Source organism: Streptococcus marmotae (assembly GCF_001623565.1).
Classification (GTDB): Bacteria; Bacillota; Bacilli; order Lactobacillales; family Streptococcaceae; genus Streptococcus; species Streptococcus marmotae.
Window position 1 is genome coordinate 1,310,993 of record NZ_CP015196.1, and the last position, 15,482, is coordinate 1,326,474.

Annotated in this window: 14 protein-coding genes and 1 pseudogene; 11 read left to right on the forward strand and 4 right to left on the reverse strand. The window is 41.1% G+C overall.

Features of this window, described 5'->3' with window-relative positions; all coding sequences use genetic code 11:
* Positions 1–5: 5 nt before the first annotated feature.
* Complete coding sequence (gene gtfA, locus A4H00_RS06705) at positions 6–1,511, forward strand: accessory Sec system glycosyltransferase GtfA (RefSeq protein WP_067088432.1); 1,506 nt, start codon at positions 6–8, stop codon at positions 1,509–1,511.
* A complete protein-coding gene (gene gtfB / locus A4H00_RS06710; RefSeq protein ID WP_067088434.1) occupies positions 1,504–2,817 on the forward strand; it encodes an accessory Sec system glycosylation chaperone GtfB in 1,314 nt (437 codons plus the stop codon). Before gtfA ends, gtfB begins: the two co-directional genes overlap by 8 nt.
* A 996-nt stretch (positions 2,818–3,813) precedes the next feature.
* Here the strand turns inward: gtfB and A4H00_RS06715 are convergent.
* Positions 3,814–4,610 (reverse strand): annotated as a pseudogene (locus tag A4H00_RS06715) (peptidylprolyl isomerase).
* A 135-nt stretch (positions 4,611–4,745) separates the two neighbouring features.
* On the opposite strand from A4H00_RS06715, the gene A4H00_RS06720 reads away from it, so the two are divergent.
* From A4H00_RS06720 to gloA2, 6 genes are all read left to right on the forward strand, one after another.
* Entirely contained in the window at positions 4,746–5,081 is a 336-nt protein-coding gene (locus A4H00_RS06720; RefSeq protein ID WP_067088436.1) for a DUF2500 domain-containing protein, read from the forward strand.
* A gap of 42 nt (positions 5,082–5,123) precedes the next feature.
* The gene (locus tag A4H00_RS06725) at positions 5,124–5,663 is read left to right on the forward strand and encodes a hypothetical protein (protein ID WP_067088438.1); all 540 of its coding nucleotides are present in this window, start codon (positions 5,124–5,126) and stop codon (positions 5,661–5,663) included.
* A gap of 62 nt (positions 5,664–5,725) precedes the next feature.
* A complete protein-coding gene (locus A4H00_RS06730) occupies positions 5,726–5,941 on the forward strand; it encodes a PspC domain-containing protein (RefSeq protein WP_067088440.1) in 216 nt (71 codons plus the stop codon).
* 176 nt (positions 5,942–6,117) lie between these two features.
* Positions 6,118–7,242 carry a LysM peptidoglycan-binding domain-containing protein gene (locus A4H00_RS06735; RefSeq protein ID WP_067088442.1) on the forward strand — a complete coding sequence of 375 codons (1,125 nt, stop codon included), beginning with the start codon at positions 6,118–6,120 and terminating at the stop codon, positions 7,240–7,242.
* Positions 7,243–7,344: 102 nt separating this feature from the next.
* Positions 7,345–9,675, forward strand: a complete 2,331-nt coding sequence (locus A4H00_RS06740; RefSeq protein WP_067088444.1) for a DNA translocase FtsK — start codon at positions 7,345–7,347, stop codon at positions 9,673–9,675.
* Complete coding sequence (gene gloA2, locus A4H00_RS06745; protein ID WP_067088446.1) at positions 9,675–10,061, forward strand: SMU1112c/YaeR family gloxylase I-like metalloprotein; 387 nt, start codon at positions 9,675–9,677, stop codon at positions 10,059–10,061. Before A4H00_RS06740 ends, gloA2 begins: the two co-directional genes overlap by 1 nt.
* 130 nt (positions 10,062–10,191) lie before the next feature.
* Here gloA2 and A4H00_RS06750 read toward each other — a convergent pair whose 3' ends face one another.
* On the reverse strand, positions 10,192–10,548 hold the full coding sequence (locus A4H00_RS06750; RefSeq protein WP_067088448.1) for a DUF3397 domain-containing protein: 357 nt from the start codon (positions 10,546–10,548) through the stop codon (positions 10,192–10,194).
* Between the two features lie 153 nt (positions 10,549–10,701).
* Between A4H00_RS06750 and rplK the strand changes: the two genes are divergently transcribed.
* Both rplK and rplA read left to right on the forward strand, forming a co-directional pair.
* On the forward strand, positions 10,702–11,127 hold the full coding sequence (gene rplK / locus A4H00_RS06755) for a 50S ribosomal protein L11 (RefSeq protein ID WP_067088449.1): 426 nt from the start codon (positions 10,702–10,704) through the stop codon (positions 11,125–11,127).
* A 94-nt stretch (positions 11,128–11,221) separates the two neighbouring features.
* Complete coding sequence (gene rplA / locus A4H00_RS06760) at positions 11,222–11,911, forward strand: 50S ribosomal protein L1 (RefSeq protein ID WP_067088451.1); 690 nt, start codon at positions 11,222–11,224, stop codon at positions 11,909–11,911.
* Between the two features lie 48 nt (positions 11,912–11,959).
* Here rplA and A4H00_RS06765 read toward each other — a convergent pair whose 3' ends face one another.
* Entirely contained in the window at positions 11,960–13,054 is a 1,095-nt protein-coding gene (locus A4H00_RS06765) for a hypothetical protein (protein WP_067088453.1), read from the reverse strand.
* 165 nt (positions 13,055–13,219) lie between these two features.
* On the opposite strand from A4H00_RS06765, the gene yghU reads away from it, so the two are divergent.
* Positions 13,220–14,002, forward strand: a complete 783-nt coding sequence (gene yghU / locus A4H00_RS06770; protein ID WP_067088455.1) for a glutathione-dependent disulfide-bond oxidoreductase — start codon at positions 13,220–13,222, stop codon at positions 14,000–14,002.
* A 483-nt stretch (positions 14,003–14,485) separates the two neighbouring features.
* Here yghU and A4H00_RS06775 read toward each other — a convergent pair whose 3' ends face one another.
* Positions 14,486–15,430 carry a beta-1,6-N-acetylglucosaminyltransferase gene (locus A4H00_RS06775; protein ID WP_067088457.1) on the reverse strand — a complete coding sequence of 315 codons (945 nt, stop codon included), beginning with the start codon at positions 15,428–15,430 and terminating at the stop codon, positions 14,486–14,488.
* Positions 15,431–15,482: the final 52 nt, after the last annotated feature.

A 15,482-nucleotide genomic window follows, 5' to 3' on the forward strand; every position in this document is an offset into this window, starting at 1 on the left:
AAAAAATGACAGTTTATAATATCAATTTAGGAATTGGCTGGGCTAGCAGTGGCGTTGAATATGCCCAAGCCTATCGTGCCACTGTTTTTCGAAAAGTTGGCATAGAGGCAAAATTTATTTTTACAGACTTTTTTAGCCAAGACAACATCTGTGATTTGACCCGCAATATTGGTTTTCGTGATGAGGAGATTATCTGGTTGTATACCTATTTTACCGATATCAAGGTTGCACCAACAACCGTTACGATAGCCGATATTCGAAATGAACAGAGTAGGACTATTCTCCGAGAAGAAACAGACAACTCGATTACTCGCCTCTTTTTTGGTGAGAATGATTTTTTAACAATCTACCATAAAGGGAGTGATTCAGAGCTTGTTCGTTGTGTGGAAATCGTGTCAAAGGGGCATTTGGTTCGCAAGGATTTTTATACTTATACTAAGGTTTTTAGTGAGTATTACGCTCCCAAGGAAAATACAGCTACCTTATATCAGCGTAGTTTTTTCAATGAAGACGGTAGCCTTGCCTATGATGAAATGATTGGAGAAAACCAATCCATTTACCGTTTGTCAGATATGATTTGCTACTCTAAGGAAGAATTCATGGCCCATTTTATGAAGTCATTGCATCTAACAACGAAAGATGTTGTCATTTTAGACCGTTCAACGGGTGTGGGTCAGGCAGTATTTGCCAATCATGAACCCGCAAAACTAGGTGTCGTGGTGCATGCAGAGCATTACAGTGCAAATACGGTAACAGAACATACAATTTTATGGAATAACTTTTATGATTACCAATTCACTTACTCAGATGAGGTTGATTTTTTCCTAGTTGCTACCGAGCGTCAAAAGGAAACCATGGCAACACAATTTGCGCAATTTGAAGGCCGAAATCCAGTGATCTGGACGATTCCAGTTGGTAGTTTAGAGCAACTGCGCCAACCAGAAGTAGTGAGAAAGGCGTATTCTACAGTCACGGCTTCTCGCCTAGCAGCAGAAAAGCATATTGATTGGCTAATCAAAGCAGTTATCAAGGCTCATGAGCAAATACCAGAACTCACATTTGATATTTATGGGGCAGGTGGAGAAGAGCAAAAACTTCGTGAGTTGATTTCGAAGGGCCAGGCAGGCAGTTATATTCAGCTGAAAGGTCATAAAGACTTAGCAGATGTCTACCAAGAATACGAGGTTTACTTGGCTGGATCAACCAGTGAAGGTTTTGGACTGACGCTTCTTGAGGCAATCGGTTCTGGACTGCCTATCATTGGATTTGATGTGCCTTATGGTAATCAGACTTTTGTGAAGGAAGGAAAAAATGGCTTTTTAATCCCTAAATACGATACAAACCAAGAGTCAGAGATCGTAGCTGCTTTTGCAGATAGGATTGTGGCTCTATTCCAAAAACAAGATTTAGGAACTTTCCAACAGGTTTCTTATCAGGTGGCAGCAGACTACTTAACGGTAAACGTCGAAGAGAAGTGGAAACAACTGATAGAGGAGATGACGCATGATTAACCTATTTGACCATTATCACCAACAGAGTTGGGATTTGCATTTTTCACTTTTAAGAGCCGGGTACACACATCCTACCGTAGTCATTCAAGACGATGGCTTTTTACCGGAAGATGTAACGTCACCGTATTTGTACTTTACAGGTTTTTCAGAAGCAGAAGGTCGTCCCTTATACTTTAATGACTTGCCGCTACCGCGTTTTTGGGAAATTCGTTCAACAAACCGGCAGGCAGAAGTGTTTGACTTACATGAGAAAAAAGCGATTATTCATTTTTCTCCTGCACATTATAATCGTTTGGTTAAAACAGTAGATTGGTTAGATAGCAAGGGAAGAGTACGTTTTATCGATCGTTATAATCGCTTCGGAGCTCGATTTGCTCAGACAACCCTTTCTGAGCAAGGTGAATCTATAAAAACCAGTTATTACAATCGCAAGCAGCAGGAAGTTATTGTCGAACATCATGCAACAGGTAGCATCTTACTGCAAGATGGAGGGAAACAGCATATTTTTGCCAATAGAGAGCAGTTTGTGGCCTACTATTTGCAGGTGGCAGGTTTTGACTTGGATCGTATTTTTTATAATTCACTCTCTACGCCATTTTTTGTAACTCTGTCGCTGGCAGGGGCTGGAGAGGATATTCTCTTTTGGCAGGAACCAATCGTAGATGACATTCCAGGAAATATGCGGTTCTTATTTGATCAATCACCACGTACAACAAAGGTCGTGGTACAAGATAAGGCAACCTATGAAAAGATGCTCCCACTTTTGACAGAAGCCCAGCGTGAGTGCGTGTCGTATGTCGGCTTCCTGTATCCATTTAAGGAAGAGAGAGAATTGACAAAGGATGCGCTTATTTTAACCAATTCAGATCAAATCGAACAGCTAGAATTTCTCATTCAAGCCTTACCAGACTTGCAATTCCACATTGGAGCCCTGACAGAAATGTCTGGAAAATTGATGCACATGGGAGAGTATCCAAATGTTCAATTGTATCCAAATATAACGGTAGATAAAGCGAGAGAATTGCTGGAAAAAAGTAGGATCTACCTGGATATCAATCATCATGAAGAGATTTTATCGGCCGTCAGAGCAGCCTTTGAGCAACGGACATGGATTTTTGCCTTTAACGAGACTGTTCATCACAGGCAGTATGTAGCACCCCAGCTGGTCTTTCCAGCAGTAGATGTGTCTGCTATGGTTGCACAATTGAAATCTTGTTTGGAGCAGCCAACCTTTAGATACGAACTCTTGCAAGCGCAAGATCGACAAGCGAATGTAGCAAGCGAAGCAGATTATCAGAATCTTTAAGCTTCTGATACTTCTAACAGATACACCTTGCTCGCCAAACATCAGCATCTTTCGTCGTTCCCTTACCTTGCTGAACTGTTTAAAAAAGCAAATGTTTTTTCTGTAATAGTTATCAATTGTTGCAACTACCTATGGCTTCGTGTCCAATCAGATTTTGACTCTTATACTCAATGAAAATCAAAGTTAGCATTTTTGCGATTTTCTTAGATGGTTTGAGCATAAACTTCCTTTTTCTATCACTAGTCATTTCGTTTACTGAGAAAGTCTCCATTGAGCTCACTCGAATCCTTATATTTTTATACCCAAGAATGAATGGATATAGACATGATATGGGAGTGAGACAAAAATCGGTATTTCTCAGAAATCAATTTACTTCCCTTCTCTTTACTTCTGGGTTCGGGCTAAACTACTCCACTGGATTAGTTTACTACCCCCACCGCAAAGTTGACTAGCTTTCACAATTGAGAATTGTGAAAGGTTGGAAATAGGGCTAGCAAAGAAATGCTCGCTAGCCCCCTTTAATAGCATGTTGAACTATCAATGTTTTACAAACCAGACAAACCCCGCTTTCAAATTTTTAGGCTCAGGTATTAATAGTCACTCTCCTGACTATTGATATAAATCAAACTATTAAAGCTATAAACGAAGCAAAGCTGGACACTTTGGTCTCACTCCCGGTACAACAAAATGGCTATTTTTGAAATTAATACTCAATGAAAATCAAAAATAGCTACTTCGTCATATAAATATCTATTCTCTAAGAAAATAGATTAAACGAAGTGATCTAAAGGCGATACATTCAAAATAAGGGAGGTTGCTTGCGACCGTACTATTTAAGAAAGTATCCCAAAGTGCTAACTTTGATTTTAACTGAGTATAAATGAGTCTTATAGAGTATTAGACAACAAGAAAAGCGAATAGGTGTCGTTTTCTGTCAATCAGAATCTACACTTATCCGCTTTTTATGGTCATACTTGGATGTTTGTTTTGCTATCTTTATTTTTTTACATCCACATCCTTTATAATGTCAATCGCTTCAATTTTGATGTCTGTTTTGGGGTTGTCTTTTTCATCTGTTTCAGTCGCTGCGATGGTATCCACAACGTCCATGCCTTCAATGACTTGTCCAAAGACCGTATAACCACCGTCTAGGTTTGGATTTCCACCGTTTTTATAGGCTTCCTTGATTTTAGCGGGGTATTTACTAGCATCTAGCTGTCCAGAAGTATCTTTGGGATTTTGATTAATGAAGAACTGGCTACCATTAGTATTAGGACCAGCATTTGCCATGGATAAAGCGCCACGAATATTGTAGAGGAAGGCAGATTGTTCGTTCATAAAGCCACGTCCTTTATCAATACTTTCATCTTTGCCAGCCCAAATGGATTCTCCGCCTGTACCATTTCCTTGAGGATCCCCCCTTGAATCATAAATCCATTGATGACACGGTGGAAAATCACTCCATTGTAATAGCCTTCTTTGGCATGAGTCAGGAAATTTTCAACGGCCAAGGGAGCTTGCTCTGGGAAGAGTTTCAACTTGATATCGCCTTGACTTGTCTTGATGAGGACAGCCGCTTCATTGTCTGCAATTTCCGTTGTCAATTGTGGGAAAGTCGCATCAGGATTGTTAATAGCGTAAGCCAAATCCTTGGCATATTGACTGGCAGCGGTTGTGTCAGAGCTTGCGGCTGGGGCTGATGAAGGAGTTGAAGAAGTTGTGGTTGTAGAGTTAGTCGTACAAGCTGTTAGAATGAGGCTTGTAGCAAGCGCAAGTAATAGTCGTTTTTTCATAAGATTCCTTTCCGATTCATAGATTAGTCCTATTGTAGCATGAATTGCTCTCTTTTTCAAAAATCGCATAAAAGGAGTATTTTTGAGTAAAATTTGCTATACTAATAATATAAAAATTGAAAGGTGGATAGGGCTATGGGTACATTACCAATGATTCCTGTTTGGTTTTTGTTAGTCTTTACGGTTGTTATTGGAATGATCCTATGGCGACTGGGCAGCTCTCTTTTTGAAGCTCTACGAAACAATGCTTCGCCTAAGGAGGTTTTGCCTGCTAAGCTGATTGGCAAACGAACGCATGTGCATGGCAATGAGGGAGCCTATACTGCTTACTATGTCACCTTTGAATTCGACACTGGTGAGCGCAGGGAATTTCGGGTGAAAAGCCAAATCTATGCCCTATCCGCTGAAGGTGACAAGGGTGAATTAGCCTTCCAAGGGACACGGTTTCTTGACTTTAAGAGGCTTGACTAGGAAATGTGGCAGAAATAGATAATAAGTGAGGTAGAATACGATATGACAGTAGAAGAGCAGGTAAGAGAACTTTATAAGGACCATGCTCGGATGCCCTATATTGCTCCAGACCGTGATTTAGCGACATGGTTACTGGATGCCAAGCCTGTTCCCAAGCGGAATATGGAACCTTTAACAGACGGATTGTTAGCAGGGGATATCATCCTTTTGTGGCGAATTCAGTTTGATACCTTTACAACGGATTCCGTTTTTCCTAAATATTTTGAATATACTTACGGCATTGATGCGGCTAAGCATTTGGCAGATTTGGTGAAGAATGGCTACGCCGCTGTCGAAACAGCCTTTGATTCGCTGGATCATGTCAATGCGACCATGAAGAAAAACATGCTCAAAACAAAGAGTGTTACAGGTCTATCTAAAATGAGGTCAGCAGATTTGGATGTTGCTTTAAAAGAGCAGTTTTCGGAAGAAGAATTAGCACAATTCTTCAGTGTTCGCGGCTATAAACTGACAACTAAGGGAGAAACAGTCCTTGCAGCACATTCTGAGGTGATTGACCGTCATCCCAAGAAGAAATTTTAAGGATTGAGACTGTTCAAAGACAAGTTATTTAGTCATATATGAAGAGAAAAGGAGAAAAGAGTATGCAAAAACGATTAATGCGTGATCGATATGATGTAAAAATTGCAGGAGTATGTGCGGGAATTGCCAAGTATTTTGACTTGGATCCAACTCTTGTGCGTGTGATATGGGGAGTTTTAGCCTTTGCCTATGGCTTTGGTGTCATTCCTTATTTAATCTGTTGGTGGGTGATGCCAGTTGATAATGGGCAAGATGATGATCAGGAGATTCTTTTTTAAACAGAAATGGATGTAATATTGTAAATTACAATATGATGACAGAAAAGACAATCAGATGACAACTATTTCTTTTTGTAACAGTCAAAATACAGTTTCATGAAAAAGGCTTAAAAGGCCTTTTTTGTTTTCAAAATTATGGTAAGATGGTCTCTATCACAAAAGAAAAGGAAGAAATGATGTCTTTAAACGTAACGAAAAAAACACTCTTATTCTCAACTCTTGCTTTGTCGCTTTTTACTGCGACTGCTCAAGCAGATGAATTGCTGCCAGTTTGGACAGCTCGCTCGGTCGAGGAAATCAAAGCAGATATCTTAGCAAAGAAAGATAAGCAAACCTACACGATTCAGTATGGGGATACGCTTAGCACGATTGCTGAGGCTATGGATATCGATATGACGGTCTTAGCAAATATCAATAAGATTGCCAATATCAATTTGATTTTTCCAGAAACTGTCTTGATAGTCCAAACCGATGCGCGCCAAGAAGTAACGGCTATTGAGATTCAGTCGCCTCAAGGTGAAAACACTGAGGAACAGGTAACGACTAAAGTCGATTTAGAGAAGCAGGAGGTGGTTGTCAATGATCAAACAATCCCTGTGGAGGACTTAACAGAGCCAATAGAAACTCCACAAAAAGCTCCTGTTTCAGAGGCTCAGGAGTCAACTGCCCCAACTACTATACAAAATGAAGAAGCTGGCACATCGCTACCTGTAGCAGAAGCCGTAGAATCGCAAGAGGAAGTCGCTTTTTCTTCCCCAGTAGAGGAAAATCCTGCCCCAGCTCAGGGAACAACTGATCCAACTACTGTACAAAATGAAGAAGCTGGCACATCGCTACCTGCAGCAGAAGCCGTAAAATCACAAGAGGAAGTCGCTTTTTCTTCTCCAGTAGAGGAAAATCCTGCCCCAGCTCAGACTTCGACAGACTTCACTAGCATTGCGGCGGCAAATCCTGCTAATGCAGGACTTAAGCCACAGACTGCAGCATTCAAGGAAGAAGTAGCTAGTCTCTATGGCATTACCTCGTTTAGTCTCTATCGTCCAGGTGATGGTGGTGATCATGGTAAAGGTCTCGCAGTTGACTTTATGGTTGGCAATGACGCTGCGCTAGGAGACCAGGTCGCCAACTATGCGATTCAACAGATGACCAGTAAAAATATCTCGTACATTATTTGGAAACAACGCTTTTATGCCCCTTATCCAAGTATCTACGGACCGGCTAATACTTGGAATCTGATGCCTGATCGTGGCAGTATCACAGAAAATCACTTTGATCACGTTCATGTGTCGATGAATCCCTAAATAATTTATACTTGTAAACTCTCCAATCAACTCGACTTGTTGGAGAGTTTTTGCGATCAAGCCAATACTAGACCTACTAGTAAAGTATGGTATAATAGAAGCATGGCAAGACAAAATCAGACAAACAGAGGGCGGAACACGCGACGCCCAACAAAGGGTGAATTAGCCCGACAAGAAAAAATCAAATCCATTTTACTTCGGTTCCTAGCTGTTATTTTTCTCCTTTTTGCCGCAAGCAGATTAGGAGTTTTTGGTGTGACAGCCTATAATCTTTTTCGATTACTAGTTGGAAGTACGACCTACCTGTTGATTGTGGCTTTAGTTCTCTATCTTTTCTTTTCCTCCAAACTAAGGCAAAGAGAAGGAATGATTTCGGGTTTCTGGCTGGTATTCGCTGGAATTTTACTGGAATATCAAGCCTATTTTGATCTTTTATATAAGAAAAAAGATCTGCTACACCATACCTTTCAACTAGCCCTATCAGAGCTTTCTGCCTTTCGAGTAAAGGAATTCTTGGGCGGTGGTCTGCTAGGTGGCGGTCTGTATGTGCCCGTTTCTTTTCTATTTGCAACGCTAGGTACTTTTTTCATCGGTGCACTCTTGATTGCCTTGGGGCTGTTTTTCATGAGTCCGTGGTCAATTTATGATTTGGCAGATGGTGCAGTTTATTTGCGGGACAAATACCGAGAGGGAGCAGCGATTCGGGCAGAAAAGCGTGCTGTAAAGGCAGAAGAAAAAGCGCTGCGCCAAGCAGAGGAAGAAGCCAAACGATTGGTAGAAGAACAAAATGAGCCAGTAGAGCTTGAATTTTTTGAACCAGCAGAACGTCTTCCAGTTGATAGAGAGACAGGTGAAATCCTCGAAGCAGAAGAACGAGAGATTCCAATATTAGCAGAAGAGCGCGTCGAATCCTTTGAGGATGACTTCCCTGTCTTGTTAGCTGATGAAGAAGAAATCTTCGAAGAACCAAGAGCAGAAGAAATTGCGCTTGACTTCAAGCCGAAAGCCCAATTGGCCTACAAATTACCGACAATTGATCTTTTTGCACCAATAAAAGTTAAAAGTCAAGCCAATGAAAAGAAAATCGTCCGTCAAAATATCAAGGTCTTGGAAGATACCTTTGCAAGTTTTGGAATCAAAGTAGTGGTTGAGCGGGCAGAAATCGGTCCATCAGTAACCAAATATGAGGTGAAGCCTGCCGTTGGTGTGCGGGTGAATCGGATTTCGAATTTGGCAGATGATTTGGCCCTAGCCCTTGCGGCCAAAGATGTGCGGATTGAAGCACCGATTCCAGGAAAATCTTTGGTCGGTATTGAAGTGCCAAACTCTGAAGTTGCGATGGTACCGTTTAGAGAATTATGGGAACAAGCAAAAACTTCTCCGACTAAATTATTGGATATTCCACTTGGTAAGGCAGTAAATGGCTCCGTACGTTCCTTTGATTTGGCTCGTATGCCACATCTATTGGTCGCTGGTTCAACAGGCTCAGGAAAATCTGTTGCAGTTAATGGGATTATTGCTTCTATTTTGATGAAAGCAGGACCAGATCAGGTGAAATTTATGATGATTGACCCCAAAATGGTCGAATTATCGGTGTATAATGATATTCCTCATCTTCTGATTCCCGTTGTGACTAATCCTCGGAAAGCTGCGCGAGCACTCCAAAAAGTCGTAGATGAAATGGAAAAACGCTATGAACTCTTTAGCCATTTAGGTGTTCGGAACCTCGAAGGCTACAATACAAAAGTTGCAGAATTTAACCGTAACTCAGATGAAAAACAGATTCCTCTGCCCTTGATTGTGGTCATTGTAGATGAGTTAGCAGACTTGATGATGGTAGCCAGCAAGGAAGTAGAAGATGCTATTATTCGTCTGGGACAAAAGGCGCGGGCGGCTGGTATTCACATGATTCTCGCAACCCAGCGTCCATCGGTTGATGTCATCTCTGGTTTGATTAAGGCAAATGTTCCGTCTCGGATTGCCTTTGCTGTATCAAGTGGAACAGATAGCCGCACGATTTTGGATGAAAATGGCGCAGAGAAATTATTAGGTCGAGGTGACATGCTCTTCAAGCCGATTGATGAAAATCATCCTGTCCGCCTACAAGGATCCTTTATTTCAGATGATGATGTTGAAGCGATTGTGAGCTTTATCAAACACCAAGCAGAAGCTGAGTATGATGAGTCCTTTGACCCTGGTGAAGTAACAGAAGGAGACTTTGAGGGTGGAGCAGGTGATAGCGGTGGTGATCCGCTCTTTGAAGAAGCAAAAGCCCTAGTTATTGAAACGCAAAAAGCCAGTGCTTCTATGATTCAGCGTCGTTTATCGGTTGGCTTTAATCGTGCAACCCGCTTGATGGAAGAATTGGAAGCTGCAGGCGTGATTGGTCCTGCGGAAGGAACGAAACCAAGAAAGGTATTGGAAGCGCAATGATGCCATTAGACACCCTACATCATATTGCCATTATCGGTAGTGATTACCAAAAGACAAAAGAATTTTATGTCGATAAACTAGGCTTTGAACAATTAGATGAGCATATCCGACCAGAAAAGAATGATATTCTCTTCAACGTTCGCAAAGGAAATCTGGTACTCGAAATCTTTATTAAACCAGATGCCCCTAAACGCCCACCCATGCCGCAACCAGAACACACAGGATTACGACACCTTGCTTTCAAAGTAGCAGATGTCGAAAAATGCTTGATGGAGTTTGAACGATTAAACATTCCTCATGAACCCTTACGCTATGATGACTTTGATGGCAGAAAAATGGCCTTCTTCTTTGACCCCGACGGCCTCCCCTTGGAGATACATGAATGAGAAAAAAACAGCCCAGTGGGCTGTTTTTTCACGAGCCAAGAAGTGAGCGAGCTGCCAGTATAGCAAAAGAAGTGGATGGCTGCTAGAACAGAATTGTCAATAAAAAAGCGCTCCTTCTTGGAGCGAGAACTTAGCTTTTCATGGTGAATAAGGCAATAACGAGTGCAAGATACATCAGGAAAGTGAGAATGAAACCTGCTCTCCAAAAGAACTTCAAAAAACGACGATAGGAAAATGTTCGTCTGCCAAATAAGAGAGAACAGGTGATGCCTAGTGCTAGAATCGATAAAGCCAATATCAAATGTGGCAAAAAGCTATGATAGTAGACCTTGTCTGAAACAAGATAGAATTCAAAAGCAAAGATAGGAAAGGCGATGTCGGCAAAATTCCAGCCTTTCTTGTGCAATTTAAATAGTTTTACCATTGAAATCGAAACGATTAAGGGAAGGACGATAAAGAGTACAGAAGCAAATTTCAAGAATATCATGGTTTTATTCTATAAAAAAAGTAAGAAAAAGTAAACATAAAGCTTGATTTTTAGCGAAAATATTGTATAATGAGAGGGTATGTGGAAAATCACATACTTGTGGGAGGTAAAAATCTGTCATTACCGCAAAAACCACAATAGGAGGATTTAAAGATGGCTAAAAAAGTCGAAAAACTTGTAAAACTTCAAATTCCTGCGGGTAAAGCTACTCCAGCTCCACCAGTTGGACCAGCACTTGGTCAAGCAGGGATCAATATCATGGGATTCACTAAGGAATTTAACGCTCGTACAGCTGATCAAGCTGGAATGATTATCCCAGTTGTAATCTCAGTATACGAAGATAAATCATTTACTTTCATCACAAAAACACCACCAGCTGCTGTTCTATTGAAAAAAGCTGCAGGTGTTGAAAAAGGTTCAGGTACACCAAACAAAACAAAAGTTGCAACAGTTACTCGTGCACAAGTACAAGAAATTGCTGAAACTAAAATGCCAGATTTAAACGCTGCAAACCTTGAGGCTGCAATGCGTATGATCGAAGGTACTGCTCGTTCTATGGGATTCTCTGTTGTTGACTAATCAATAACAGCCCACAACCCGCAAGACTTCATCATTTCTGATGAGTGACGTGGGAGATGAAAATCGATATGACCACATTACAAGGAGAATAAACATGGCTAAAAAAAGCAAACAAATGCGTGCTGCACTTGAAAAAATCGACAGTACAAAAGCTTACAGCGTAGAAGAAGCTGTAGTACTTGCAAAAGAAACTAACTTTGCAAAATTCGATGCAACTGTAGAAGTTGCTTACAACTTGAACATTGATGTTCGTAAAGCAGATCAACAAATCCGTGGTGCAATGGTATTGCCAAACGGAACTGGTAAAACTTCACGTGTATTGGTATTTGCACGTGGTGCAAAAGCTGAAGAAGCAAAAGCTGCTGGTGCAGACTTCGTTGGTGAAGATGACCTCGTTGCAAAAATCAACGGTGGTTGGTTAGATTTCGATGTTGTTATCGCAACACCTGATATGATGGCACTTGTTGGACGTCTTGGACGTGTCCTTGGACCACGTAACTTGATGCCAAACCCTAAAACTGGTACTGTAACAATGGATGTTGCAAAAGCAGTTGAAGAGTCTAAAGGTGGTAAAATTACATACCGTGCTGACAAGGCAGGTATCGTACAAGCAATCATCGGTAAAGTATCATTTGATGCTGAAAAATTGGTTGGAAACTTCAAAGCGTTCCACGACACAATTGTAAAAGCAAAACCAGCTACTGCTAAAGGTACTTACATGACTTCTGTGACAATCACTACGACACAAGGTGTTGGTATCAAGGTTGATCCAAATTCATTGTAAAAATAGATAAAGTCCTATCGGTTGATAGGACTTTTTTACATGCCATTTCTACTTCATCCAAAGGGAAATAATCTGGTCGGATTCTTCGAGGGTGAGGGTGTCAAGCACTTCTTGTTTTTCACTATCAAAATAGATAAGGCGATTATGAACGGTGAAGAGTAGTTTTCCATCTGTAGTATACTTGAAGTTTTTAAGGTGTGATGTACTAATCTCATGCGTGTCATTGTTTAGAATATGCGATACATCAGTAAATGTTGTTTCACCTGTATCTAGGTTAAGAGTAGAGAAAGACAATTTTAGAGTGCCGGACGCAGAGGAGTCATGGGTGATAAACAGACGATTGCCATCCTGATAGAGATAGTCAGGATTTTTTTCGTTCAAGTTGATAAATTCTGGTTGCATAGTCTGTAAATCAAGGACTAGGAGTCGATTATCTGCTACAGTCCCAATCGAATGCAAGGAGGCATAAAGTACCCCCTGAATGATGGTAGCCTGTGTAAATCGGGGAACACCTCCATCTAATTCAGAGAGTGTTTGATCCGAGATAAGGGAGAGGTCGGCTTCGTCTAACTCAAGTAGGTGGATAGTTGAGTCCTTAGCAAAAGCTAGTAAATAAATGCGATTACTTGCAACATTAAACGTTTGCATTCCATCGGTAAGGTGCTCAAAGGTTTTACTCTGGACTTCTTTTCCTTCCTTGTCAAATTGGGTGAGGTTATTGGCAGACCATGTATAGAAAAAGTTTTGACTACTTCCCATTCCAATAGTAGAAGCGTGCTTGGTCTTTTGTACCTGTGTTTTACCTGTATCAAAGTCGATGCTAAAAATAGCGGACGGAGGAGAAGATGAGTCCATTTCCTCTTTTCTATGTTGGAAGACAAGATAGCGTTTATCAAATGAAATAGCAGGATAGAGCGTCGTATTCGATGGAAGTTCAGAATGTTTGTCTTGTTTGATGACTTGGAGTTTATCGTTACGAATCTGGATGGCAGAGATAGACTGGGTACCAATAAGGTAGGCATCTGCTTGTTCTGTTAACGGAATTTCCGGTAGCTTAGCAGGTATAAGCTTGGAGATAACCAGGTAACCCAGTAGTCCAATAAAAGTGAAAATAATAGCTAGGATAAGTCGTTTACGGTTCATGCTACTTTACCTCCGGTACTTTTGACAATCTACTTTCTAAGGATAGTATAGCATATAAAAGATAGAAAAGAAAGCGTTTTCTGGTTTTTGCGTATCAAATAATTGACATTTTTCCTAAAATTTTATAAGGTTAATACGAAGCGAAAAGAAGGGAAGTCATAGATTATGTCAGAATATGTAAAACCTCAAGTATGGGCGTGGGCAGATCAAAATGAAAAACGAGGCGGAAATCGTCCGACAGCTGGAAGCCGATTTGAACAGGTCTTGCCACGAGGAGAACAGCCGTTACAAGTGTACTCGCTAGGAACTCCAAATGGGATAAAAGTCGCCATTATGTTAGAAGAGTTGAAAGAAGCAGGCGTAGCAAATGCAGGTTATGACTTGTTTCGTATCAATATCAGTCAAGGTGATCAGTTTGGTTCAGACTTTGTTGAGATCAATCCAAACTCCAAAATTCCTGCCTTAGTCGATCAATCAGGCAATGAAGATATTAAGGTCTTTGAATCGGCTCATATCTTGCTCTATTTGGCGGAAAAATATGGGCACTTTATCCCCGAAAATCTCCAAGATAAGACGGAGATGATGAATTGGCTTTTCTGGCAAACTGGAGCAGCCCCTTTTGTCGGAGGTGGTTTTGGTCATTTCTTCCATTATGCTCCAACTGCACAAGAATACCCTATTAACCGTTATACTATGGAAACCAAGCGTCAGCTGGACCTCTTAGATCAATTATTGGCAACTCGTCCCTATATCGCAGGAGATGATTATACTATTGCAGATATTGCGATTTGGTCTTGGTACGGTCGGTTGGTAGAGGGCAATCTCTATCCAGGTTCGGCAGCATTTTTAGATGTCAAGTCTTATAAATATCTAACAGAGTGGACAGAAAAAATTGCGGCTCGCCCAGCTGTTCAGCGTGGACTAGCGGCAGAGTATCGTCCAATATAATTTTAATGCTCGTCAAAAATTAACATCTGGCATCGTTAACTCACCTTGCTTCAACAGCCCAGTGGACTGTTAAAGGTCGGAAATAAAGCTAGCAAAGAATTGGTCGCTAGCCTCTTCTAATAGAATGTTGCTTTATCAACGTTTTACAAGCCAGACAACTACTACGTCAAACTGTTAAAGCTATAAAAGAAACGGGGCTGAACACTTTTTATACGTAATCTTCCAGATTACATTATTTTGAGGATGAGTGCATCGCGCTCATCCTGGTTTGTCTCAAACTCTCAGCTAACTTACGTTTCCCCTGTGGTCTTTAGGACTATCACCGTCCGCAATTCTCAATTGCAAGGGGCAATCTGCGCTCGTTCTATTTCCAGCCTTCCACAATTCTCAATTGTGGAAGCTAGTCAGATGTTGATTTTTATAGAGTACAAATAATGAAAGAAAAAATCACACAAGTTTCAGCTGAGCTTGTGTGATTTTGGCTTATCTTTCGTTTACCTTGTTTAAAATATACTCTTTTAAATTAGGGTATTTTTCCAGATTAAATTTACGTGAAAAGAGGTGACCGAGAGCAATTCCCTTATCAAGCTGCGCCAAGTCTGCTTCGGAATCTGTCCATTCATAGGGGCGTCCGTCCCACCAGTTGATATAACGAAGATTGCCTTGAAATTCATCAGGAATATCATTGACAGGTTCATAGTGGTAGATAGCGCTAAGCAGGTCGAGACGCTTGAGGACCATTGGCAAGTAGTACTCATCTGAGCAAAAAGTATGGTGGAAGTGTTTCTCGATGAAAGGGCGTTCCCTTAGAATGCTCATCAGGACTTCGTGATTAAAGGATTTCCACTGTGAAAAGCCATCAAAGCCCATTTCAGATCGTTTTCCATGTAATCGGTCTACCCGAAGCAAGGTCTGGATTTTCCGTTCGAATCGCTGGTAGAACTGTAGCAGTTTCCTTGGCAAAGGAGAGAGGGTGCGCGGAGTAATTTTCCGGAAAAAGTGGTAGTGTTCGACAGTGTGGTATAATTTGAACTGTTCTGCTTCTTCCTGATTGTAGCGGGTGATGAAAATCTTGTCCAACTTGTCAGCGAAGAAAGCATGAATCGTATCTTGTGACCGTAAGGGCAAATCAGTACCTGAAATGAGATGATAGAAGGCATAGGGGCCTTTTTCCGCGACAAATTGATAGAGTCGGAGCTCGCATTCGACAAGCGAGAAGTCTCCCCAGTAAACAGCCATTCGTGGCGTAAAATACACTGTAGAATGCTGGGCAACCGCTTGGATATGCTGAATATCATCGTCGCTCAATGGACTTCGTTTATCAATATGAATGAAGATGTCATTTCGTGGGTCATCTAATAAGGATATTTGGAAAGCCAATTGGTCAAATTTGTCATAAGCCATAATGAGGTAGGCATGTTTGTGCATAGAAGTGTATCCTTTAGGTGTAGAGAGTAGTTTAAAATTCATTTTATTCTAC